Raw genomic sequence first — 19,438 nt, forward strand, 5'->3', positions numbered from 1 at the left:
GCTCTTGTGCCACGGGGGCCGTCCACATATGGGTCCTGGCTTTCGCCAGGACGACGGCGGAAGATGCTGCCCCTCATCACGGCGCCGCAAACCGCAGCGTCTTGCCGCCACTGCTCATATCCACCGCGCCAAAACCCGTCGCTGCAAATCCGCGGGCGCCGCAATCGGTCTGCTCGACGGTCTCGAACTTGGTCTCGCGGGTGCAGAGCTGCTTGTCGCCGCCCCAGTTCAGCGGCTTGTCCTTCAGCTTGACGGCGCGGTTGTCGGCATCCACGGCTTCCGCGAAGCTGAAGACCTGCTTCGGCTGGCCGCTCACATCAGGATGCAGGCAGGTCTTGGGATCGATGCGATACCAGCCGCGGCTGGTCACGGACTTGCCGTCATCTGTCGCGACCGCCGCCATCACCTTGTACGCAGTGTCGTTGCACCAGGTGAGACCACTGGTGGACGGCGTCTGCGCCGCATCGACCATGGTCTTGAAGAAGTTCGGCGAGGAGACCAAGTCGGACGACAGTCCGCGGCTCTTCAGGAACGCAGCGAGTGCGGCCTGCGTCTTCGGCCCGTCGACGCCGTCGATCGCGCCGATGTCGTAGCCGGCGATCACCAACAGCCGCTGGATGCCGGCGAGCCGCGCCTGCTCGTCGTCGTATTCGGAATCCTCGGCGAGATAGGCGACGAGATTGCCGTCGTCGGCCTGCGTCGGCGTCACTTGCGTGAACGCCGCCTGGGTCTGGCCGCTGCGGCATTGCCGTGCAGCCGCGATGACGAAATTGTCCTGCGCCACGCACAGCATGTCGTTGCCATTCTGCGGGATCGGCGAGGCGCCATAGACGCCGAGCGCGCGGGCATGGAGCAGGATGCGGTCCGCGGTGAGCGTGCCTTGCACCACCACGCGGCAGGTCGCCGGATCGATCCTGAACCAGCCGCGCGTCGCGGTCGCCGCCTTGTCGTCGATGCCGATCGCGGCTTCGATCACATATGACATGCGGTTGCAGATCTTCAGGTCGGCCAAGGCAGGTGCGGAGGAGAAGACAAACGAGACGGCCGCTGCCGGCAGCGTCATCAGGAGGCGCGTCAGGGGCGAGCGGCGACGGCGCCGTGTTCGCGCCTCGTCATGGCCGGGCTTGTCCCGGCCATCCACGTGCGGCGCCACCCGCGGAGCGTCGTGGATGCCCGGGGCAAGCCCGGGCATGACGACCTTTTTCCGCTGGTCGTGCTCGCTCATCACTTGTGGATCAGCGTTCCCGTGCCCGTGTTGGTGAAGAGCTCGAGCAGCACGGCGTGCTGCATCTTGCCGTCGATGATGACGACGCCCTCGACGCCCTGCTCCAGCGCGTAGATGCAGGTCTCGACCTTCGGGATCATGCCGCCGGAAATGGTGCCGTCGGCGATCAGTTTTCGCGCGTCCTTCACCGAGAGCTGCGGGATCAGCTTCTTCGACTTGTCGAGCACACCGGGCACGTCGGTCAGCAGCAACAGGCGTTTTGCCTTCAGCGCACCGGCGACAGCGCCGGCAAAAGTGTCGGCATTGATGTTGAGCGTCTGGCCATCCCTGGAGGTCGCGAGCGGGGCCAGCACCGGGATCAGCTCGTAGCCGATCAGCTGGTTGAGGAGCGTCAGATCGACCTTCTCGGGGTCGCCGACGAAGCCGAGATCGATCGCCTTCTCGATGTTCGAGTCCGGATCGATGATGGTGCGCGTCGTCTTCGACGCCTTCACCATGTTGCCGTCCTTGCCGGAGAGGCCCACAGCCTTGCCGCCGGCCTCGTTGATGTAGCCGACGATCTGCTTGTTGACGGAGCCGGCCAGCACCATCTCGACGATCTCGATGGTCGCGGCATCGGTGATGCGCAGGCCGGCTGCGAATTCCGAGACGATGCCGAGACGCTTGAGCATGGTCGCGATCTGCGGGCCGCCGCCATGCACCACGACAGGATTGATCGCGGTCTGCTCGAGCAGCACGATGTCGCGAGCAAAATTCTTCGCGGTCTCCTCGTCGCCCATGGCATGGCCGCCATATTTGATGACGATGGTTTCTTCGTCGTACTGCTGCATGTGCGGCAGCGCTTCGGACAGGATGCGGGCCTGGTCGAGCGGGGAGATTTCGGTCATGAGGCGGATCTCGCTGGCGGGACTAACGCGGCCAGCGTTCTATCTGATTGGCGGGGGCAGCGCAAAGTGTGACTGGCATGCCGCCGCTACGGGCTGCGCTTTGCCAGCACCGCCGCCAGCGTCACCGCCAGCCAGCTCAAGATCATCGTCGTTCCACCCGTCGGTGCGGCCATCGGAAACAGCGCGTGCCCCGCATATTGCCGCAAGGTGAGGTCGCTCGCGAACAGCGCAGCGCCGATCACGAAGCCTGAAGCGGCGACCAGGCCAATTCCGCCATGCAGAAGGCCGCGCGCGAGCAAAGCGACCACCGCCAATATGGCAGTTGCATGAAACAGCAGCATGGCGCTGGCGGAGGCAAGCCGACTGGCATCCGTGCCGTGGGCCGCGGCGGCAGCCAGGGCGACGCCGGCGGCGCCCATCAGACCGGCAAGGGCGATCAGCAGGCGAGGCATCACTTGCTTCGCTCCTCCAGCAGCTTCGCCATCGCGGCGCGCAGCTCGGCCATGCCGGTCGATGATCGCGAGGATGTCGCGATCACGTTCGGGAACGCGGCCGGATGCTTGGCGAGTGCGGCTTCCGTCTCGGCGATGCGCGAGGCCAGCTCGGAGGCCTTCACCTGGTCGGCCTTGGTCAGCACGACCTGATAGCTGACGGCGGAGCGGTCGAGCGTCTTGAGCACGTCGAGATCGACATCCTTCAGCCCGTGCCGCGCGTCGATCAGCACATAGACGCGGGCGAGCGAGGCCCGCCCCAGCAGGAATGTGTGGATCAGCTCGGTCCAGGATGCGACCTGGCTCTTCGGCGCCTTGGCATAGCCGTAGCCGGGCATGTCGACGAGGCGCAGGTCGCCTTTGCCGGGGACCTCGAAGAAGATCAGCTCCTGGGTTCGGCCCGGCGTATGCGAGGTGCGCGCCAGCGCGTTGCGCCCCGTGAGCGCATTGATCAGGCTGGACTTGCCGACATTGGAGCGCCCGGCAAAGGCGATCTCCAGCCCCGCCATCGGCGGCAGCGTCTGGATCGAGGGCGATGCCCAGATGAACTGCCAGTCGCGCGCGAACAGCTTTCGGCCGGCTTCGATCAGCTTCGCATCGGTTTCATCGGTCATGCGAAGCTCTTTGCTTGCTGTCATTCCGGGTCGGGTGCTGCGCACCATCCCGGAATGACGGAGAAGGGACCTACGTCGCCTCAGTCGTTACTTTTTTTTTGAACACGTTTCGAATGTTATCGAACAACTCCACCTTCACGCCGTTACGGCGCATGATGAAGCTCTGCTGGAGCACCGAGAGCGTGTTGTTCCAGGCCCAGTAGATCACGAGGCCCGCCGGGAAACCCGCCAGCATGAAGGTGAAGATCAGCGGCATCCAGTTGAAGATGATCTGCTGCGTCGGATCCGGCGGCGTCGGGTTCAGCTTCATCTGGAACCACATCGTGATGCCCATGATGAGGGGCCAGATGCCGAGATGCAGATAGTGCCCGAACATCGGCAGCGTGGTCGGATCGAACGGGATCAGGCCGAACAGCGTGAAGATATTGGTCGGATCGGGCGACGAGAGGTCCTTGATCCAGCCGAAGAAGTGCGCGTGCCGCATTTCGATGGTGACGAACAGCACCTTGTACAGCGAGAAGAACACCGGGATCTGGATCACCACGGGAAGACAGCCGGCGACCGGATTGATCTTCTCCTTCTTGTAGATCTCCATCATCTCCTGCTGCTGCTTCACCTTGTCGTCGGGATAGCGCTCTTTCAGCGCCTGAAGCTGCGGCTGGATCGACTTCATCTTCGCCATCGAGGCATAGGACTTGTTCGCCAGCGGGAAGAACAACAGCTTCACGATCACGGTCACGAGCAGGATCGAGATGCCGAAATTGCCGAAGAAGCGATAGAAGAAGTCGAGGCCGAGGAACATCGGCTTGGTGATGAAGTAGAACCAGCCCCAGTCGATCAGCAGATCGAAATGGTTGAGGCCGAGCGCCTTGTTGTAACCGCCGAGGCCGGCGAACGGGAACACGCCGACGACGCCGGCTTCCTTGGCACCCGCGAACAGCCGCGCGTTTGCGGTCGCGGTGCCGCCGATCGCGACGGTGACGGGGTCGAGCAGGTAGTCGGTCTGGTAGGTGTGGACGTTGCCGTTGAGGTTCGAGGAGAACCGCGCCTGCAGCTGCGCGCTGGTGTCGGGCAGCAGCGCCGAGGCCCAGTACTTGTCGGTCATGCCGAGCCAGCCATTGGTGGCCTTGAAGTTCACCGACTTGGCTTCGTCGATCTTCTTGTAGGCATATTCCTGCAGGCCATCGAGATAGCCGATCAGGCCTTCATGCAGGATGTAATAACCGGAGACCTGCGGCGTGCCGTGGCGCGAGATCAGCGCGAACGGATAGAGCGTAACCGGCGCGTTGCCGACATTGCTCACGTCGTCCTTGATGCTGAAGAGATAATGGTCGTCGACCGAAATGGTGCGGCGGAAGGTGAGGCCTTCGCCATTGTCCCACTTGAGCACCACCGGCGTCGTCGGCGTCAGGCTGCCGCTGCCGTCCTGCTGCCAGACGGTCTGGGCATCAGGCATCTTCGCCGTTACGCCCGTCGCGGCGACCCAGCCGAACTCGGCGTAATAGGGTTCTGCCGTGCCTGATGGCGAATAGAGGATGATCGGCGGCGATTTCGGGTCGACGGTCTCGCGGAATTGCAGCAGCGCGAGGTCGTCGATGCGGCCACCCTTGAGCGAGATGCTGCCGGCAAGGCGCGGCGTTTCGATCTTCACGCGCGGGCTCGAAGCAATCGCTGTGTCGCGGGCGACGACCGGCTGGGCCTGCTGGTTCGCGCCCGGCGCGGTGGTGGGCGTCGTCGTCCCGGCCTGCGGCGTGGCGCCCGGTGTTGCGGTGGCGCCCGGAGTTGCGGAGGCCGTCGGCTGCGAGTTGGTCTTCTGCAGCTCGGCTTGCGCCTGTTGCTGGGCGCGCTGCTTCTCCATCGCCGGCACATTGTAGAAGTACTGCCAGGCGATCAGCACCAGGCCGGACAGAATGACGGCGAGGATGGTATTGCGATTGTCAGTCATCACTATGGTCTCGTCATCAATCCGGTTTGCGGCTGGCGGCGGGGCAGGGCCCTAGATTTGGCCTCGGCCCGCGTCCCTTGGTGGAGTCCCTGGCCGTATGCCGCGCGGGCTTCGTGAACGCTATGCGCAGATCGTCGAGCATGGTCGTGAAGTCGCGCGAGAGCGCGTCCCTGCGGCCGACCAGCACGTAATCATGATGGGGTTGCATCGACGCCGGATCGAGCCGCTTCACGAGTTCGCGAAGCCGGCGCCGGATGCGATTGCGTTCGGGGGCGTTGCCGTTCTTTTTGGTAACGGTGAAGCCGATCCGGACAGGACCCAGGTCGTCGCGACCAAGGCTTCGTCGGTCAAGGCTTTGCAGGACGAACGCGGGACTGTTCACCCGCGCGCCATTGGCAACGGCGAGGAAATCCGCTCGCTGCCTCAGCCGATCCATAATGAAATCCCGGAAAAGGGGGTCCGGCTCAGGCGCTCAGACGCTTGCGGCCGCGGGCGCGGCGAGCGGCGAGAACCTTGCGGCCGCCGGCGGTGGCGAGGCGAGCACGGAAACCGTGACGGCGCTTGCGCACCAGTTTGCTGGGTTGATAAGTCCGCTTCACGGGTTTTTCTCCGCTGACCGGGCAATTTGCCTGTAGAATTGATGATAAAGTCCGGAAGATGCGGCCCAAAATGGGCCATTTCCGGCCCCAGAAGAGCCGCTCCCGGAGTCGCACCGGGTCATCGCGGACAATTTGCGCGGCTTATAAGGGAGCGTCTTGTTTTCGTCAACGCCGCAGGATCGCCCAGTTCCGGTGAATATCGTTGTTTCCTTGGGGTTTTAACCCTTGAGGTGGCGGATGGCGATATTAGCGCCTACATCCCACCTCGGCAGATTAGCGATCTGTAATTTGACCACCCCCGGGGGCGGGTCGCATCTTCCATCAGCGAACCTCTCTCAGAAGGCCAGCAGGGGCGAATTTCGTGGCAGCGACGGACCTTCAGCAGCCGACCCCGGATCTTGATCGCGATCTGGACAGGCCAGAGGACCAGCCGGAGACGCCGGTGACGCGGTCCCGTGGCCCGGGCGGGCTTGGGCTGTCCGGCAAGCTGCTGCTGCTGACCCTCCCCCTGGTGATGATCGCGGCCGTGCTGCTTTATGTGCCTGCGATCGCCAACTTCTGGGTCAATCGCCTCAACGACCGCGTCGCGGCGGCCAACACCGCGGCGCTGGTGCTCGACGCGGCGCCGCTCGGCATGGTGCCGGATTCGCTGTCGCGGGAAATCCTCAAAAGCATCAATGCGCGCGCCGTCGCCATCAAGATGGGCCAGCAGCGCCGGCTGCTGGCCAGCGACAATCTGCCCTCCGCGATCGAGCATGACGTCGATCTGCGCGACATGACGGTGTGGGAGGCCATCACCGGCTCGTTCCAGATGATGCTGGAGACCGGCAACCAGCCGATCCGCATCGTCGGCCCCGGTGTCGGCAACGCCCAGTTCGTCGAGATCGTCACCGACGAGCAGCCGCTGCGGCAGTCGATGTACCGCTTCTCCCGCAACGTCGTGGTGGTCGCGCTGATCATCGGCGTCTTGACCGCGGGTCTCGTCTATCTCGCCCTGCATTATCTGTTCGTGCGGCCGATGCGGCGGCTGACCGCGAGCCTGGTCGGGTTCCACGAGAATCCGGAAAGCTCGGCGCGGATCATCGTGCCGAGCCAGCGCAGCGACGAGATCGGCGTCGCCGAGCGCGAATTGTCGGATATGCAGCGCGACCTGATGTCGATGCTGCATCAGAAGAGCCGGCTGGCCGCGCTCGGCCTTGCCGTCTCCAAGATCAATCACGATCTGCGCAATCTGCTGGCCTCGGCGCAGCTGCTGTCGGACCAGCTTGCCAGCGTGCCGGATCCCAGGGTGCAGCGCTTCGCCCCAAAACTCGTGCGCTCGCTCGAGCGCGCCATCGCCTTCTGCCAGTCGACGCTGTCCTACGGCCGCGCCCAGGAAGCCGCGCCCGATCGCCGCATGATGATGATCGAGCCTGTCGTGCTGGAGGTGCGCGAGACTGCCGGCCTTGCCAACGACGCCACGATCGCCTGGGTCGCCGCCATCGAGCGCGGGCTTGCGGTCGATGCCGATCCCGACCAACTGTTCCGCGTGCTGCTCAATCTCGTGCGCAACGCCGCCCAGGCGCTGGAGAGCCACGCCTCCGGCGACGGCGGCCCGCAGCAGATCCGGATCACCGGAAAACGCGAAGGCGCGGTCGCGATCCTTGAAGTCTCCGATACCGGCCCCGGCGTACCGCAAAAGACCCGGGAGCATCTGTTCGAGGCGTTCCAGACCTCCGGCCGTCCCGGCGGCAGCGGGCTCGGCCTTGCCATCGCCGCCGAGCTGGTTCGCGCCCATGGCGGCGACATCCATCTGGTCGAAGGCACCATCGGCGCCACGTTCCGGATCGTCATCCCGGACCGCCCCGTGGAACTCCTCTCCATCCGCAACGAGCGGGCGCGGGCGTAATAGGCCAGCGGCCGACGCAAAAACCGTCATCCCTCCCCATCCCGGACCTTGCCAACGCCGGCAAGAGCGGTTAGTCAGAGCGCTCTTTCGCACCCCTCCGGCGCTGGCAGGAGGCTGCTTGCGGGCTAAAGCCCGCTGTCATGCGAAAAACGCGCCCGTAGCTCAGCTGGATAGAGCATCAGACTACGAATCTGAGGGTCGGACGTTCGAATCGTTCCGGGCGCGCCATTTCTACCTGCCCTAAGCGGCAAGGCCCTGCTTCTCATCCCCGATCAGATGGACCCGGTTGCGGCCGGCGGCCTTGGCGTCATAGAGCGCGATGTCGGCTTCGGCGAACAGTTCGGCGATCGGCCGGCGGTGCGGGCGGCCGATCAGGGCCGCTCCGATCGAGGCGCCGACCTCGAGGCGCAGGCCGTTCCAGAACAGCGGGCGGCTCAGCATCATGACGGTCTTTTGCAGCACGCGTGCGATCCGCGCAGGGTCGACAGGCGAGCGCAGGATGATCGCGAACTCGTCGCCACCGAGCCGGCCGACCAGGCCGGCATTGTGGAAGGCCCGTCGCAAGCGCTGCGCGACCTCGCACAGGCATGCGTCTCCGGCCAGATGGCCGAATTTATCGTTGAGCAGCTTGAAGCCGTCGAGGTCGATCAGCACGAGGGCCGAGGCGAAGCCATGATTCAGGCCGTCGTTGACCACCTCGCGATAGCGGGCCTGAAAGACGGAGCGATTGGCGAGCCCGGTCAGCGGATCGGTTTCGGCTTGCTGCCGCAGGCTCTCGATCGCCTGCCGGTCGGAGGTGACGTCCTGCTTGCAGCCGAAGATCCGCAGCGGCCGTCCGTCCTCGCGCACCGCGTTGATCGACAGGCGCATCCACCGCTTCTCGCCGCGCCAGGTCCTGATCTCGGTATCGAGCGTGACAGGCGCGCCGCTTCGGATCACCTCGGCGCGCGCCAGCTCCATGTGACGCCTGGATTCGTCGATGTAGAGATCGACGATGCTGGCGCGCCGCAGCGGATTGCTCTCGGGATAGCCGAAGATGTCGTAGACGCCCTGGGTCCAGCTCAGGCGCTCGGTCTCCAGCTCGCATTCCCACGCGCCGATGCGCGCGGCATTGAGAGCCTGATCATAGAGCCGTACGCGAACCTCGTCCGGCAGGGTCGAGGCAGCATGGTGTTCTGTCATCGACGATCCGGCAGCGTGTCGCGATTTTGCCCAAGTCCTTAAAGGCTAGGGCCGCTGCGTTAACGAATTCTATATGCCCGCCTCCGTAGTTCGCCCCGGACCCGATCAAGCACGATCTCATAGTCACGCGTGTCGGTCTGGCGGAACAGTCGCACACTCGGATACCAGGGGCTGTCCGTGCGATCGAGCAGCCAGCGGTAGTCGGGCGTCCATGGCAGCAGGATCCAGGTCGGTCGGCCGAGGGCGCCGGCGAGATGGGCGACGCTGGTGTCGACGGTGATCACGAGATCGAGACAGGCGATCAAGGCGGCGGTTTCGGTGAAGTCGGTGAGATCTGCGGTCAGGTCGACGATGTCGCTTTTCTCCCGCAGCACCGCCGCATCATCAGGGCGCGGGGTCTTTTGCAGGCTGATGAATTTGGCGTCGACGTCGAGGATGCGCGACAGCGCTCGCAGCGGAATCGAGCGCGTCTCGTCGTTCACATGCGCGGGATCGCCGGACCAGACGAGACCAACGCGGAGCCTGGTGCGAGGACCCAGCCTGCTGTCCCAGGCCTCAACGCGACTATCCGGAGGGGAGGGCAGATACGGCCCTGACGGAATCGTGTCGAGGCGGGTCTTGAAAGCAAGCGGAAGGCTGGAGATCGGGCAGTGCAGATCGAAATCAGGCAGTGTGCCCATGGCCGACATCGGCACGCAAACGGATGCGCCGCGAAGATTGCACATCAGCCGATGCAGCGGGTCCTGGACGGCAAGGAGAACACGCGCGCCGCGCGCGGCAAGCAGGGGGATGTAGCGGGCGAAGTGAATGGTGTCGCCCAGTCCTTCGTCGGCCGCGATCAGGATCGTCTTGCCTTCGACGCGTTCCCCACCAAGCCACATCGGTTGCGGAAACCGGGGATATCTCGACGAAGCCAGTTTTGACCGGGTCTGGTGCCCGCGCCAGCCGGCTTCGAAATTGCCGGTCAGGAGCTGGGCCAGGGACACGTTCCACGCGGTCACCTCATTGCCTAGGCCCAGCGATGTCATGCGATCGGACAGCGCGAACAGCTCGTCGAAACGATGCAGGTGAAACAGCGCGACGAGCTTGTTGTCGAAGGCGTCGGCAAAGCGAGGCGCAAGCGCGATGGCCTGTTCGAACCAGACAAGCGCCTCCTCGTTGCGGCGAAGCCGCCTGAGCGCAAGACCGAGATTGTTGCAGATCTCGGCATTGGAGGGATCGAGCTTGTGCGCCCGCGCGCCTTCGGTCGCGGACTCCTCATACCGCTTCAGGCAATAGAGCACCCATGCGCGCGCTCGCAGCGTCGGGGCATGGTCCGGGCACAGCCTGTTGCTCTCATCGAGACGCGCAAGGGACTCCTCGTTCCGCTCGAGCTTGTGCAGGACGATCCCACTTTCGTGGAGCGCGTCGTAATGCCGGGGATTGAGCTTCAGCGCCTGCTGAAAGCTCGGCAGCGCTTGATCGAGCCGCGCCAGCTGAACCAGGATGTCGCCGCGCTGGCACCACAGGTCGGAATCATCACGCCGAAGCTCGATCGCCTTGTCGAGGACGCCGAGCGCCTCGTCGCAGCGTCCGTGCTGCTGCAGCACGGTTGCGAAGCTCGCGAGATATTCCGGCTTGGGGGCACGCCGGATCGCGCGGACGATCCATTCCAGGGCATCGTTGTATTGCCTGGCCTCAAGATGCAGCAGCCCCATCAGATGCTGGGCGTCGGTGTTTTCGCCATCGATCGCGAGGGCCTGTTGATAGCACGCGCGCGCGTCGAGATGCCGCCCATCCCTGAAATGCGTAAGGCCCGCTTCGCAGAAGGCGGCTGCTGTGCTCATCGCTGCTTGGTCCCGTTCATGGCACGCATCCACCTCGGGGCGGCAACGGTCGGTCCATTTCAGCAAGGGGAGCTTGCGCGAGTCTTGCGGGGCAGGTTCTCCGCCCGCATCGCTTCGAAAGAAATTCGGTATGAGCGGCAGCTTCTTTGTCGGAGATCAAGGACGCCACGCGAATGGCGCCGTAGCTTGTGGGCAGACAAAAGCTGCTGTTCGTCATGGCCCGGCGCGTCTCCAGTTCAGCGGCGAGGGCGGACGTATCGCGCAGGTCGGAGATCGTCATGTTCGAGAAATTCGGAACTCTTGCCGTGATCCTCGCGGCCAGTCTGGCCTTTGTCGGTTCTGCGCCTGGTCTCGCCGCCGATCATTCCGACATCGTCGTCGGTCAGGCCTGGAGCAGGGCCACGCCGAAAGGCGCGAAGGTCGCGGCTGGCTATCTCACCATCGAGAATCGCGGCACCGCGCCGGACCGGCTGCTTTCGGCCTCCAGTCCGGCCGCCGCCACGGTCGAAATCCATCAGATGACAATGCAGGATGGCATCATGACCATGCGTCCGCTCGATCAGGGTCTGATGATTCCGCCGGACGAGATCGTCACGCTCGCGCCCGGTGGCAGCCACATCATGTTCATCGGCTTGACCGCGCCCTTCGAGGAAGGACAGCGGATTCCGGTTTCCCTGAATTTCCAGCGTTCGGGAACGGTCGAGGCGACCTTTGACGTCGGCAGCGTCGGCGCCAAGGGCCCCAGGCTCCAGATCGCCTCGACCGAAGCTGTGCCGCCGGCAGCGCCCTCACCACAGAAGGCGAACGTCTCTGCACCGACCGGCGAGCCCTTCTTCACGCATCTCTGCGGCACGCGCGTGATGGCCGATGTGACCATCACGCCCGGCCGCAGCGGGCCCGTCGAAGTCATGGTTCAACTTTATGACGGCGACGAGCAGCCGCTGAGTGTCGACGCGCTGTCGGTGACACTGGCCAATCCGGACAAGGACATCGCGCCGGTGACCGCATCCGCTGAGCGGATAGCGGCCGACAAATGGCGCGTCAGCATGACGACCGCGGCAAGCGGGACATGGTCTCTGGCACTCGGCATCGACATGAAGAAGGACGACCGCATAGATATCGCCGCGCCGATCCTGATCGAATAGCACCGACTTCTGGAAACGATTTACGATGCCTGCTTCGCTTTTCCCTCTCCATTCCGATCCAGCGCCGCGGCCAGCATCGCTGCTGACCGCGCTGGTCTATCCCCAGAACAAGTATCCGGCGTCAGTGTTCGAGGCGCTCGTGACGGCCTGTCGAGGGCGCGGCCTCTCGCTTGCCGGTGTGCTGCAGCATGTCGTCGATGCCACGCCGGAGCGGCGCTGCGAAATTGTGCTCGAAGATCTGGCCACGGGTCGCCACACGCCGATCTTTGAAGATCGCGGCGGTGGCGCTGCCGGTTGCCGGCTCGATGAAGCAGCGCTCGCGGATGTCGCGGTTAACATCGCAAAAAGCCTCGAGACGTCGCCAGACGTCCTGGTTCTCAACAAGTTCGGCAAGGCGGAGTGCGAAGGGGAGGGACTGCTCGACCTCATTGCTTCGGCCATCGATCGGAATATCGCCGTGGTGATCGGTGTGCCCCAAGGCAATCTACTCGCGTGGCGCAGCTTCGCCGGCGGTCTCGCAACGGAGCTTTGCGCAGACATTGGCGAGGTCGAACGATGGGCGCAAAGCTTGGACCGCATGGTGCCTGCGGTCGCGTCCTGGCCGTTGCTGCGCGCTTCACGTTCAAACCTATCACCCGAGCCGGCGGCCGCCACCGGGTCTGGCGTCCCGGGCGGCAACCTCCCGAGCACGAAGCAACCTGACGTTGCTATCGGACTCTTGATCGGTCGATGAAATGCGCCGGGCGGGCCCTAGACGACTTCGACGGTCGCCGCTTCGAATTGGGTGCCGGCGCCGCGATGGCGGGCGAGCTCCTCGCCTGGGAGCTCGCTAACAGTGTTTTGCGCGGTACTGTCAAGCATCGCATGGACGCGCTTGGCTGACGCCTTCAGCAGCGCCGGATCGAGCTTGCCGGAATCGACGCCGTTGATGATCGACTGCGCGAGGAAGCGTGCGCGCTCGGTGTCGGTCAGATGCGAGCAGATCATCAGCATGTCGTTGCCGGCGGCCATGAAGCGCACGCCGGCGTCCGGCGCATCGAGCCGGCCTGCCATCGCGCGCATGCCGACGTCATCGGACACGATCACGCCGTCGAACCTCATCGCCTCGCGCAACAATCCATGCGTGATCGCGCGCGACAGCGTCACGGGATCGTTGGGGTCGAGCTTCCGGTAGAGGATATGCGACGTCATCATCATTCCGATACCGGCCTCGATGGCGGCGGCAAACGGCTTCAGCTCACGCGCCTTGATCTGCTCGAGATCGAGATCGAGCACCGGCAATTCGTGATGCGAATCCACCTGGGTGTCGCCATGCCCCGGGAAATGCTTGCCACAGGCTCGCACGCCCCGGCGCTCCATTGCCCTGGTGAACGGCAGCATCGACTTGATGACTTCGTCGGCGGTGCGGCCGAAGGCGCGCTCGCCGATGACGGGGTTGGCGGGGTTGCTGTGAATATCCAGCACCGGCGCAAAATTCAGATTGCAGCCGAGCGACGCAAGCTCGGCGCCCATGGCGTCGCCGACCTGCTCGGAGGTCGAAGCCCAGCGCGCTGCATAAGAGAAGCGCGTGATCGGCGCCGGCGTGCGGCACACGCGTCCGCCTTCATGGTCGATCGCGATGAACTGCTTGTCGCGCTGCGAGGCGTCGCGAATCGCGGCGATCAGGTCGCGGTGGACCGACAGCCAGTCCCGGTAGGGAAGATCGTGGCGGAAATTGCTCTTGTAGAGGATGACGCCGGCAGGCCGGAGATCCCGCAGCAGCGCGCGGTCGCGGTCATCGAGGACGCTTGATGGCCGCAGGCCAATGAAGAAATGGTCGCCGACCGTTGCAAGGAGGGAATCGCTCATTCGCCGAAACCGCCACGGATTGTCTTGGTTGATGGAGATGGAGCCGGACGCAACGCGACCACTCGGCCCCTGCGCGAGCTGCGAGCCACGCGAGTCGTCATGACAATATTTCAAATTCATTAACGGAATCAATCGCCAAATCGTTTGGCGTTCCAATCGATCCGGTGGCGGCCTCAGGCGGCCGAGAGCCGCACCCGGAACTTGCTGCCGGTTGCCTCGGCATAGCGCAAAAGTGTCTTTGTGCTCGGTAGCGTTTGCCCACTTTCAAGCCGGGCGATCGTGGACTGACTAGTGCCCATTCGCGCAGCCAACTCGGACTGCGAGTATCCAGCCCGCAAGCGCGCTCTCAGCAATTCAGCGGCGATCTCGAATTCAGGAGCGAGCGCGTCATACTCGGCCTTGACCTTTGGGTTGGCCAGAAGACGAGTCTTGAGCCTGTCGAATGGAATTGTCATGTGATTTTCTTTTCAGTTGCGTACGATCACGCGGGAGACGGTCAACAGCTATTTGAACACCATCGTCATATGATCTCGTTTGCTCTCCGTAGAGCGAGTTCGATCTCCGCGCGCGGGGTCTTTTGCGTCTTCTTCACAAAGGCGCGCACGACGATAACTCTCCGACCGATCGCGGTGACGTAGAGGGCACGGGCAATTCCGTCGCGCCCTGTTAAGCGTAGCTCCCAGAGCTTCCCTTCAAGGTGCTTGACGTGAGGTTCGCCCAAGCTTTCCAGGCCGGTCGAGGCGATGCGTTCCGCAAGCCGCAGAAAGCGCGCCTGCATGTCGGCCGGCAGGGCAGCTATCTCAGCGACAACGGTTTCGTTGAGGATATCAACTCGCCAGGGCACGACCCCACCTATATCTCATTTTTGAGATATAGGCAAGACACGAGACTCGTGTGGTGCGACCGGCGCGCCGCGCTCACGCCGTCGCGAGCAGTGGCTGCACCGGCCGACGGCCGATCATCAGTGACAGCACGGCCGCGACGATGCCGGTTGCTCCGGCGATCATAAAGGCCTGCAGATAATCGCCCTGCGACGAGCGCATGAAGCCGGCGAAGAAGGCGGCACAGGCCGCGCCGAGCTGATGGCCGGCGACCACCCAGCCGAAGATCAGCGGCGCGTTCTTGTCGCCGAACGCCTCGGTGGCGATGCGCACGGTCGGCGGCACGGTCGCGATCCAGTCGAGCCCATAGAACACGGCGAACACGGACAGGCTGACGAGGGAGAAGTCCGAGTAGGGCAGATAGATCAGCGACAGCCCGCGCAGGCCGTAATAGAGGAACAAGAGCTTGCGCGGATCGAAGCGATCGGTGAGCCAGCCCGATAGCGTGGTGCCGAACAGGTCGAAGAAACCCATCAGCGCCAGCAGGCTCGCGGCCTGCACCTCGAAGATGCCGTGATCGCCGCAGAACGCGATCAGATGGGTGCCGACAAGGCCATTGGTGGTGAAGCCGCAGATGAAGAAGGTGGCGAACAGGAACCAGAAGGTCGGCACCTTGGTCGCGCGGACGAGGTTGCCGATCGCGGCGACGAACGGATTGCCTTGCGCGGGCGCGGCCGGCTGATCGTCATGCGTGCTGCCATAGGAGCGCAGGCCGATTGCGGCGGGCCGCTCCGGCACCAGAAAATACACCAGCGGGATCAGCGCCGCGCAGCAGGCGGCGACCGTCAGCACCACAGGCTTCCAGCCGCCATATTCGACCAGCGAGGCGAGGCCGGGCATGAAGATCAGCGTGCCCGTGGCGGTGCTCGCGGTCAGAAGGCCCATCACGAGACCACGGTTGGTGGTGAACCAGCGATTGACGATGGTAGCGCCGAGCACGTTGGCGACCGCGCCCGAGCCGATGCCTGACAGCAATCCCCAGCTCATGAACATCTGCCACGGCGCGGTCATGAAATAGCTGATGGCCGTCGAGACTGACATCAGCATCAAGGCGCCGAGCACGGTGCGGCGGATGCCGAAGCGCTGCATCACGGCCGCGGCGAAGGGGCCGGCGAGGCCGTACAGGAAAATGCCGACCGCAGCCGATGACGAGATCACGCTGACGTCCCAGCCAAAGGCTTTCTGCAGCGGCAGCATGAGGACGCCCGGCGTCGCGCGCAGGCCGGCGGAGGCCAGGAGCGCCAGGAAGATCACGGCAACGACCACGAAGGCGTATTTCTGGCCGAATGGCCGCCGGGAAACGGGGAGGGGTTGAGCGGAGGCGGGTTGAACGGCGGATGGGGGCATGTTACTTACCGGTACGTATTGCGATGTCGCATTAGTACGTACCGGTCAGTAACATTGTCAAGCCTGTCCGAGAGGCAACCGAGCCAGATGCCGAAAAAAGCAGAAAAACCCACTGAGGCCCCGCTCCGCGCCGCCGACCGGATCAGAGCCTCCGCCAGCGAATTGTTTTATCGCGAGGGCATCCGTGCCGTCGGCGTCGACGAGGTGGTGGACCGCGCGGGGGTGACAAAGCCGAGCCTCTATCGCAGCTTCGCCTCCAAGGACGATCTCGCCGCCGCTTATTTGCGCGACTACGAGCAAAACTTCTGGGAGAATTTCGAGCGCCCCGGCGGCAAGAGCTACAGCAATGCGCGCGACCATGTGCTCGCCTATATCGGCCAGCTCGCGTCGCGCGCGGTGGCCACAGGCTATCGCGGCTGCGGCCTCAGCAATGCCGCGGTGGAGTATCCGTCGCGGGACAATCCGGCCCGGCAAGTCGCCGAAGCGCACAAGAAGGTGTTTCGCAAGCGTCTGCGCGAACTCGCTGGCGCCATGGGCGCGCGCCAGCCGAACGTGCTCGGCGATGCGCTGCTGCTGCTGATCGAGGGCATCTACGTCACCGGCCAGCAATCCGAAGACGGCCCCGCGCAGTCCGCGCTCGCCGCGGCGAAGTTGCTGATCGATGCGAGCGTGAAGGCGGGGTGAGGGCAGGGCAATCACGCACAGCCTTTTGGAACGACCTGAGCGCGCCTCGCCCTTCGAGACGACCGCTTCGCGGTCTCCTCAGGGTGAGGCTCATCTGCATCGGTGGCCTTTGAAATAGTCGCCGCGCACTCCATCCTCATCCTGAGGAGCCCGCCCAAGGCGGGCGTCTCGAAGGATGGCCGCAAGAGGTGCGCATCATCCCAGTGTCACAGCCCCGTCATTCGCGCTCTATTGATTGCGGCTCCTTCGCCGCACATCCGTAGAGGCCGATATGAATCCGACTGAGACACTTTCGTCCGACCGCCGGTCGATCCTGAAGGGCCTCGCGGCCGCGGCCGTCACGTCGCTGGCGGCACCGGCGATGGCCGCCGAGGGCCTGCCGCCGCCGACCGGTTCGGCCGCCGCGATCGCCACCGACAAGACTTATTGGGCCGCGGTGAAGGGCCTCTATGCCGTGACACCCGACATCGTCAATTTCGAGAACGGTTATTGGGGCATCATGCCCGAGCCCGTCAGGCGCGAGTTCATCCACCAGTCCGACATGGTCAATTATCAGAACACTTATTACGCGCGGCAGCGTGTCGGGGCGGATTTCGAGGCCGTGCGCGCCAAGGTGGCGGAGGCGGTGGGGGCCGCGCCCGAGGAGATCGCGCTGACGCGTGGTGCGACCGAGGCGCTGCAGCTCCTCATCGGCGGTTATATTAGGCTGAAGCCCGGCGATGCCGTGCTCTACGCCGACCTCGACTATGATTCCATGCAATATGCGATGAACGCCCTGAAGGCGCGCCGCGGCGTCGACGTCGTCAAGTTCGACATCCCGGAGCCCGCCACCCGCCAGGCGGTGCTGGATGCCTATGCCCACGCCATCGAGGCCAACCCGAAGACGAGGTTGCTGCTGCTGACCCATGTCAGCCACCGCACCGGCTTCGTCATGCCTGTGACCGAGATTGCCCGCATGGCAAAAGCGAAGGGCATCGACACCATCGTCGACGCCGCGCATTCCTGGGGGCAGATCGACTTCCACGTGGGCGACCTCGAATCCGATTTCGTCGGCTTCAACCTGCACAAATGGATCGGCGCGCCGCTCGGCGTCGGCTTCCTCTACATCAGGAAGGATCGCCTCGCCGACATCGACCGCGCCATGGGCGATGAGGATTTTGCGCAAGACGATATCCGCTCGCGGGTTCACACCGGCACGGTCAATTTCGCCACCGTGTTGACGGTGCCGACCGCCGTGGCGCTGCATCGGCAGATCGGCGCTCCGGCCAAGCAGGCGCGCCTGCGCTATTTACGCGACTATTGGGTGAGCCGCGCCCGCGGCTTCAAGGACCTTGAGATCCTGACGCCTGACGAAGCCGGCTCCTATGGCGCAATCACCTCGTTCCGCCTTGCGGGCAAGACCAGCAAGGCGGACAACGAGGCGATCGTCGTGAAGCTCCGCGACAGCCACAAGATCATGACGGTGCGCCGCGCCGGCGTCGCCAGGGGCCAATGCATCCGCGTGACGCCGGCTCTCTTCACTGACGAGGCCGATCTCGACCGCCTCGTCGAGGCGCTCGCCATCGTCACCGGAACGAAGGCGGGGTGAGCGGCGCACGCGGCGGCGCTTGCGTCAACTGCGCTTGATCGACTGGATCAAATCCCAGCGGTTGCCGCAGAGATCCTCGAACACCGCCACGGTGCCATAGCTTTCCTGCCGTGGCGGTCGAACGAAGCGCACGCCGGCTGAGATCATGCGGGCGTGATCGCGCTCGAAATCGTCCGTTTCCAGGAACAGGAACACGCGCCCTCCGGTCTGGTCGCCGATGCGCGCCGTCTGTGCCGGACCGTCCGCGCGCGCCAGCAGCAGGCCCGAGCCGGAACCGCCTCGCGGCCGCACCACCACCCAGCGCTTGCCGCCGCCAAGCGGCGTGTCCTCGCAAAGCTCGAAATTCAGGGCGCGCGTGAAGAAGGCGATCGCTTCATCATAGTCCGCGACCACGATGCTCACGAGGGACAGATGCTGGTTCATCGCGGGGTCCGGCTGATGGCGGCAAGCGCGCCGCGGGAATATGAGGCTAGCATGGCATCGGCAAGGCCGCGCAGGCTGCTCGCTGGAACTTCCATTTTTTCCCGACGTTAGACCGGCGGCGCGCACAAGCGGCCGGCTCGTGAAATGAAGAACTTTGCCAACGCAGAATTTTCCCCGGAGGTGATCGATCTCATGACCATCGCCCTGGAAGCTGCGGTCGCAACCCTGCCGGAGCCGGTGCATTCCTCGCACGTCAACGCGCTCGCCGAATCCATCCTGCGCACCGCAGGCGCGGGCGAACGCGACATCTTGAACCTGCAAAGGATTGCCTTGATGGAGCTGCAACTGGCGGCGCGCAACTGAAGAGGTCGAAATGAAGACATCTGCTGGCATCGTCGTTGCGCTGGCGGTCACATCGTCCGTCGCCCGGGCCGACGACTGGACGACCTATCGCATCCCCCAGTCCGGAACATCGATCGACATTCCCACCTCGATCTTCACCGAACAGGCCGGAAAGCCCGACGGATTCGGCCAGCGATTTCGGACGTCCGACGGCAGTGCCGATCTCACCGTGCAGGCCGTACCCCGGCAACAGGGGATGTCGCCCGCCGGATTCCTTGCCGCGAAGCAGCCGCCGTCGGGGATCGTCTACAAGCGGATCGCGCCGGGCTTCTTCGTCGTCTCCAGCATCAAGCGCGACAAGATCTGGTACGACCGCTGCAACTTCACCAGCCGTTTCGTGCATTGCGTGCTGATCAATTATCCCGCGGCAGAGAAACGGCAATGGGACGCGGTGGTGACCCGTATCAGCCACAGCCTGAGTGGCGGCTGACCTGGATCTCGTCAAAAAGGGCTCCCCGATCAC

21 protein-coding genes and 1 tRNA gene are annotated in these 19,438 nt (G+C 64.3%); 8 read left to right on the top strand and 14 right to left on the bottom strand.

Annotation, left to right across the window (positions count from 1 at the left end):
* Positions 1 to 76: 76 nt before the first annotated feature.
* From Q0687_RS32290 to rpmH, 7 genes are all read right to left on the bottom strand, one after another.
* On the bottom strand, positions 77 to 1,063 hold the full coding sequence (locus tag Q0687_RS32290) for a DUF1036 domain-containing protein (RefSeq protein ID WP_298886159.1): 987 nt from the start codon (positions 1,061 to 1,063) through the stop codon (positions 77 to 79).
* A 161-nt stretch (positions 1,064 to 1,224) separates the two neighbouring features.
* On the bottom strand, positions 1,225 to 2,112 hold the full coding sequence (gene argB, locus Q0687_RS32295; protein ID WP_298885864.1) for an acetylglutamate kinase: 888 nt from the start codon (positions 2,110 to 2,112) through the stop codon (positions 1,225 to 1,227).
* A gap of 86 nt (positions 2,113 to 2,198) precedes the next feature.
* Positions 2,199 to 2,564 (bottom strand): DUF423 domain-containing protein, encoded by a 366-nt coding sequence (locus tag Q0687_RS32300; RefSeq protein ID WP_298886161.1) that lies wholly within the window; start codon positions 2,562 to 2,564, stop codon positions 2,199 to 2,201.
* A complete protein-coding gene (gene yihA / locus Q0687_RS32305; protein WP_298885866.1) occupies positions 2,564 to 3,217 on the bottom strand; it encodes a ribosome biogenesis GTP-binding protein YihA/YsxC in 654 nt (217 codons plus the stop codon). Before yihA ends, Q0687_RS32300 begins: the two co-directional genes overlap by 1 nt.
* 70 nt (positions 3,218 to 3,287) lie before the next feature.
* Positions 3,288 to 5,162 carry a membrane protein insertase YidC gene (gene yidC, locus Q0687_RS32310; protein ID WP_298885869.1) on the bottom strand — a complete coding sequence of 625 codons (1,875 nt, stop codon included), beginning with the start codon at positions 5,160 to 5,162 and terminating at the stop codon, positions 3,288 to 3,290.
* 16 nt (positions 5,163 to 5,178) lie between these two features.
* Positions 5,179 to 5,598 carry a ribonuclease P protein component gene (rnpA, locus tag Q0687_RS32315; RefSeq protein ID WP_298885872.1) on the bottom strand — a complete coding sequence of 140 codons (420 nt, stop codon included), beginning with the start codon at positions 5,596 to 5,598 and terminating at the stop codon, positions 5,179 to 5,181.
* A 28-nt stretch (positions 5,599 to 5,626) separates the two neighbouring features.
* The gene (gene rpmH / locus Q0687_RS32320; protein ID WP_008542748.1) at positions 5,627 to 5,761 is read right to left on the bottom strand and encodes a 50S ribosomal protein L34; all 135 of its coding nucleotides are present in this window, start codon (positions 5,759 to 5,761) and stop codon (positions 5,627 to 5,629) included.
* Positions 5,762 to 6,170: 409 nt separating this feature from the next.
* On the opposite strand from rpmH, the gene Q0687_RS32325 reads away from it, so the two are divergent.
* The gene (locus Q0687_RS32325; RefSeq protein ID WP_298886164.1) at positions 6,171 to 7,649 is read left to right on the top strand and encodes a HAMP domain-containing sensor histidine kinase; all 1,479 of its coding nucleotides are present in this window, start codon (positions 6,171 to 6,173) and stop codon (positions 7,647 to 7,649) included.
* A gap of 151 nt (positions 7,650 to 7,800) precedes the next feature.
* Positions 7,801 to 7,877 (top strand) — tRNA-Arg (locus Q0687_RS32330).
* A 12-nt stretch (positions 7,878 to 7,889) separates the two neighbouring features.
* Here the strand turns inward: Q0687_RS32330 and Q0687_RS32335 are convergent.
* Together Q0687_RS32335 and Q0687_RS32340 are read right to left on the bottom strand one after the other, a co-directional pair.
* Positions 7,890 to 8,831, bottom strand: a complete 942-nt coding sequence (locus tag Q0687_RS32335) for a sensor domain-containing diguanylate cyclase (RefSeq protein WP_298885874.1) — start codon at positions 8,829 to 8,831, stop codon at positions 7,890 to 7,892.
* 59 nt (positions 8,832 to 8,890) lie between these two features.
* Positions 8,891 to 10,657, bottom strand: coding sequence for a tetratricopeptide repeat protein (locus tag Q0687_RS32340; RefSeq protein WP_298885876.1), 1,767 nt, complete (start codon positions 10,655 to 10,657; stop codon positions 8,891 to 8,893).
* 278 nt (positions 10,658 to 10,935) lie between these two features.
* Between Q0687_RS32340 and Q0687_RS32345 the strand changes: the two genes are divergently transcribed.
* Together Q0687_RS32345 and Q0687_RS32350 are read left to right on the top strand one after the other, a co-directional pair.
* Positions 10,936 to 11,802 carry a copper chaperone PCu(A)C gene (locus tag Q0687_RS32345; protein ID WP_298885878.1) on the top strand — a complete coding sequence of 289 codons (867 nt, stop codon included), beginning with the start codon at positions 10,936 to 10,938 and terminating at the stop codon, positions 11,800 to 11,802.
* Between the two features lie 25 nt (positions 11,803 to 11,827).
* Positions 11,828 to 12,535: a DUF2478 domain-containing protein gene (locus Q0687_RS32350; protein ID WP_298885880.1), complete on the top strand. Its 708-nt coding sequence runs from the start codon at positions 11,828 to 11,830 to the stop codon at positions 12,533 to 12,535.
* Between the two features lie 17 nt (positions 12,536 to 12,552).
* On the opposite strand, the gene Q0687_RS32355 is transcribed toward Q0687_RS32350, so the two are convergent.
* The 4 genes from Q0687_RS32355 to Q0687_RS32370 form a co-directional block, all read right to left on the bottom strand.
* Complete coding sequence (locus tag Q0687_RS32355; protein WP_298885882.1) at positions 12,553 to 13,650, bottom strand: glycoside hydrolase family 3 N-terminal domain-containing protein; 1,098 nt, start codon at positions 13,648 to 13,650, stop codon at positions 12,553 to 12,555.
* A 173-nt stretch (positions 13,651 to 13,823) separates the two neighbouring features.
* Positions 13,824 to 14,105: a helix-turn-helix transcriptional regulator gene (locus Q0687_RS32360; protein WP_298885884.1), complete on the bottom strand. Its 282-nt coding sequence runs from the start codon at positions 14,103 to 14,105 to the stop codon at positions 13,824 to 13,826.
* A 65-nt stretch (positions 14,106 to 14,170) separates the two neighbouring features.
* Positions 14,171 to 14,494 carry a type II toxin-antitoxin system RelE/ParE family toxin gene (locus Q0687_RS32365; RefSeq protein WP_298885886.1) on the bottom strand — a complete coding sequence of 108 codons (324 nt, stop codon included), beginning with the start codon at positions 14,492 to 14,494 and terminating at the stop codon, positions 14,171 to 14,173.
* A 73-nt stretch (positions 14,495 to 14,567) separates the two neighbouring features.
* The gene (locus tag Q0687_RS32370; RefSeq protein WP_298885888.1) at positions 14,568 to 15,878 is read right to left on the bottom strand and encodes an MFS transporter; all 1,311 of its coding nucleotides are present in this window, start codon (positions 15,876 to 15,878) and stop codon (positions 14,568 to 14,570) included.
* Between the two features lie 87 nt (positions 15,879 to 15,965).
* On the opposite strand from Q0687_RS32370, the gene Q0687_RS32375 reads away from it, so the two are divergent.
* Positions 15,966 to 16,562, top strand: a complete 597-nt coding sequence (locus tag Q0687_RS32375; protein ID WP_298885890.1) for a TetR/AcrR family transcriptional regulator — start codon at positions 15,966 to 15,968, stop codon at positions 16,560 to 16,562.
* Positions 16,563 to 16,833: 271 nt separating this feature from the next.
* Entirely contained in the window at positions 16,834 to 18,150 is a 1,317-nt protein-coding gene (locus Q0687_RS32380; RefSeq protein ID WP_298885892.1) for an aminotransferase class V-fold PLP-dependent enzyme, read from the top strand.
* A 24-nt stretch (positions 18,151 to 18,174) separates the two neighbouring features.
* On the opposite strand, the gene Q0687_RS32385 is transcribed toward Q0687_RS32380, so the two are convergent.
* A complete protein-coding gene (locus Q0687_RS32385) occupies positions 18,175 to 18,573 on the bottom strand; it encodes a VOC family protein (protein ID WP_298885894.1) in 399 nt (132 codons plus the stop codon).
* A 144-nt stretch (positions 18,574 to 18,717) separates the two neighbouring features.
* On the opposite strand from Q0687_RS32385, the gene Q0687_RS32390 reads away from it, so the two are divergent.
* Both Q0687_RS32390 and Q0687_RS32395 read left to right on the top strand, forming a co-directional pair.
* On the top strand, positions 18,718 to 18,936 hold the full coding sequence (locus tag Q0687_RS32390) for a hypothetical protein (RefSeq protein ID WP_298885896.1): 219 nt from the start codon (positions 18,718 to 18,720) through the stop codon (positions 18,934 to 18,936).
* A gap of 10 nt (positions 18,937 to 18,946) precedes the next feature.
* Entirely contained in the window at positions 18,947 to 19,405 is a 459-nt protein-coding gene (locus Q0687_RS32395; RefSeq protein WP_298885898.1) for a hypothetical protein, read from the top strand.
* Positions 19,406 to 19,438: the final 33 nt, after the last annotated feature.

Origin of the sequence: uncultured Bradyrhizobium sp. (assembly GCF_936928535.1) — a bacterium.
GTDB lineage: Bacteria > Pseudomonadota > Alphaproteobacteria > Rhizobiales > Xanthobacteraceae > Bradyrhizobium.

Excerpts from the sequence above, each read along its gene's own strand:
- Q0687_RS32290 (WP_298886159.1), bottom strand. The coding sequence starts at position 1,063 with ATGACGCTGCCGGCAGCGGCCGTCTCGTTTGTCTTCTCCTCCGCACCT.
- argB (WP_298885864.1), bottom strand. The coding sequence starts at position 2,112 with ATGACCGAAATCTCCCCGCTCGACCAGGCCCGCATCCTGTCCGAAGCG.
- Q0687_RS32300 (WP_298886161.1), bottom strand. The coding sequence starts at position 2,564 with ATGCCTCGCCTGCTGATCGCCCTTGCCGGTCTGATGGGCGCCGCCGGC.
- yihA (WP_298885866.1), bottom strand. The coding sequence starts at position 3,217 with ATGACCGATGAAACCGATGCGAAGCTGATCGAAGCCGGCCGAAAGCTG.
- yidC (WP_298885869.1), bottom strand. The coding sequence starts at position 5,162 with ATGACTGACAATCGCAATACCATCCTCGCCGTCATTCTGTCCGGCCTG.
- rnpA (WP_298885872.1), bottom strand. The coding sequence starts at position 5,598 with ATGGATCGGCTGAGGCAGCGAGCGGATTTCCTCGCCGTTGCCAATGGC.
- Q0687_RS32335 (WP_298885874.1), bottom strand. The coding sequence starts at position 8,831 with ATGACAGAACACCATGCTGCCTCGACCCTGCCGGACGAGGTTCGCGTA.
- Q0687_RS32340 (WP_298885876.1), bottom strand. The coding sequence starts at position 10,657 with ATGAGCACAGCAGCCGCCTTCTGCGAAGCGGGCCTTACGCATTTCAGG.
- Q0687_RS32345 (WP_298885878.1), top strand. The coding sequence starts at position 10,936 with ATGTTCGAGAAATTCGGAACTCTTGCCGTGATCCTCGCGGCCAGTCTG.
- Q0687_RS32350 (WP_298885880.1), top strand. The coding sequence starts at position 11,828 with ATGCCTGCTTCGCTTTTCCCTCTCCATTCCGATCCAGCGCCGCGGCCA.
- Q0687_RS32355 (WP_298885882.1), bottom strand. The coding sequence starts at position 13,650 with ATGAGCGATTCCCTCCTTGCAACGGTCGGCGACCATTTCTTCATTGGC.
- Q0687_RS32360 (WP_298885884.1), bottom strand. The coding sequence starts at position 14,105 with ATGACAATTCCATTCGACAGGCTCAAGACTCGTCTTCTGGCCAACCCA.
- Q0687_RS32370 (WP_298885888.1), bottom strand. The coding sequence starts at position 15,878 with ATGCCCCCATCCGCCGTTCAACCCGCCTCCGCTCAACCCCTCCCCGTT.
- Q0687_RS32375 (WP_298885890.1), top strand. The coding sequence starts at position 15,966 with ATGCCGAAAAAAGCAGAAAAACCCACTGAGGCCCCGCTCCGCGCCGCC.
- Q0687_RS32380 (WP_298885892.1), top strand. The coding sequence starts at position 16,834 with ATGAATCCGACTGAGACACTTTCGTCCGACCGCCGGTCGATCCTGAAG.
- Q0687_RS32385 (WP_298885894.1), bottom strand. The coding sequence starts at position 18,573 with ATGAACCAGCATCTGTCCCTCGTGAGCATCGTGGTCGCGGACTATGAT.
- Q0687_RS32390 (WP_298885896.1), top strand. The coding sequence starts at position 18,718 with ATGAAGAACTTTGCCAACGCAGAATTTTCCCCGGAGGTGATCGATCTC.
- Q0687_RS32395 (WP_298885898.1), top strand. The coding sequence starts at position 18,947 with ATGAAGACATCTGCTGGCATCGTCGTTGCGCTGGCGGTCACATCGTCC.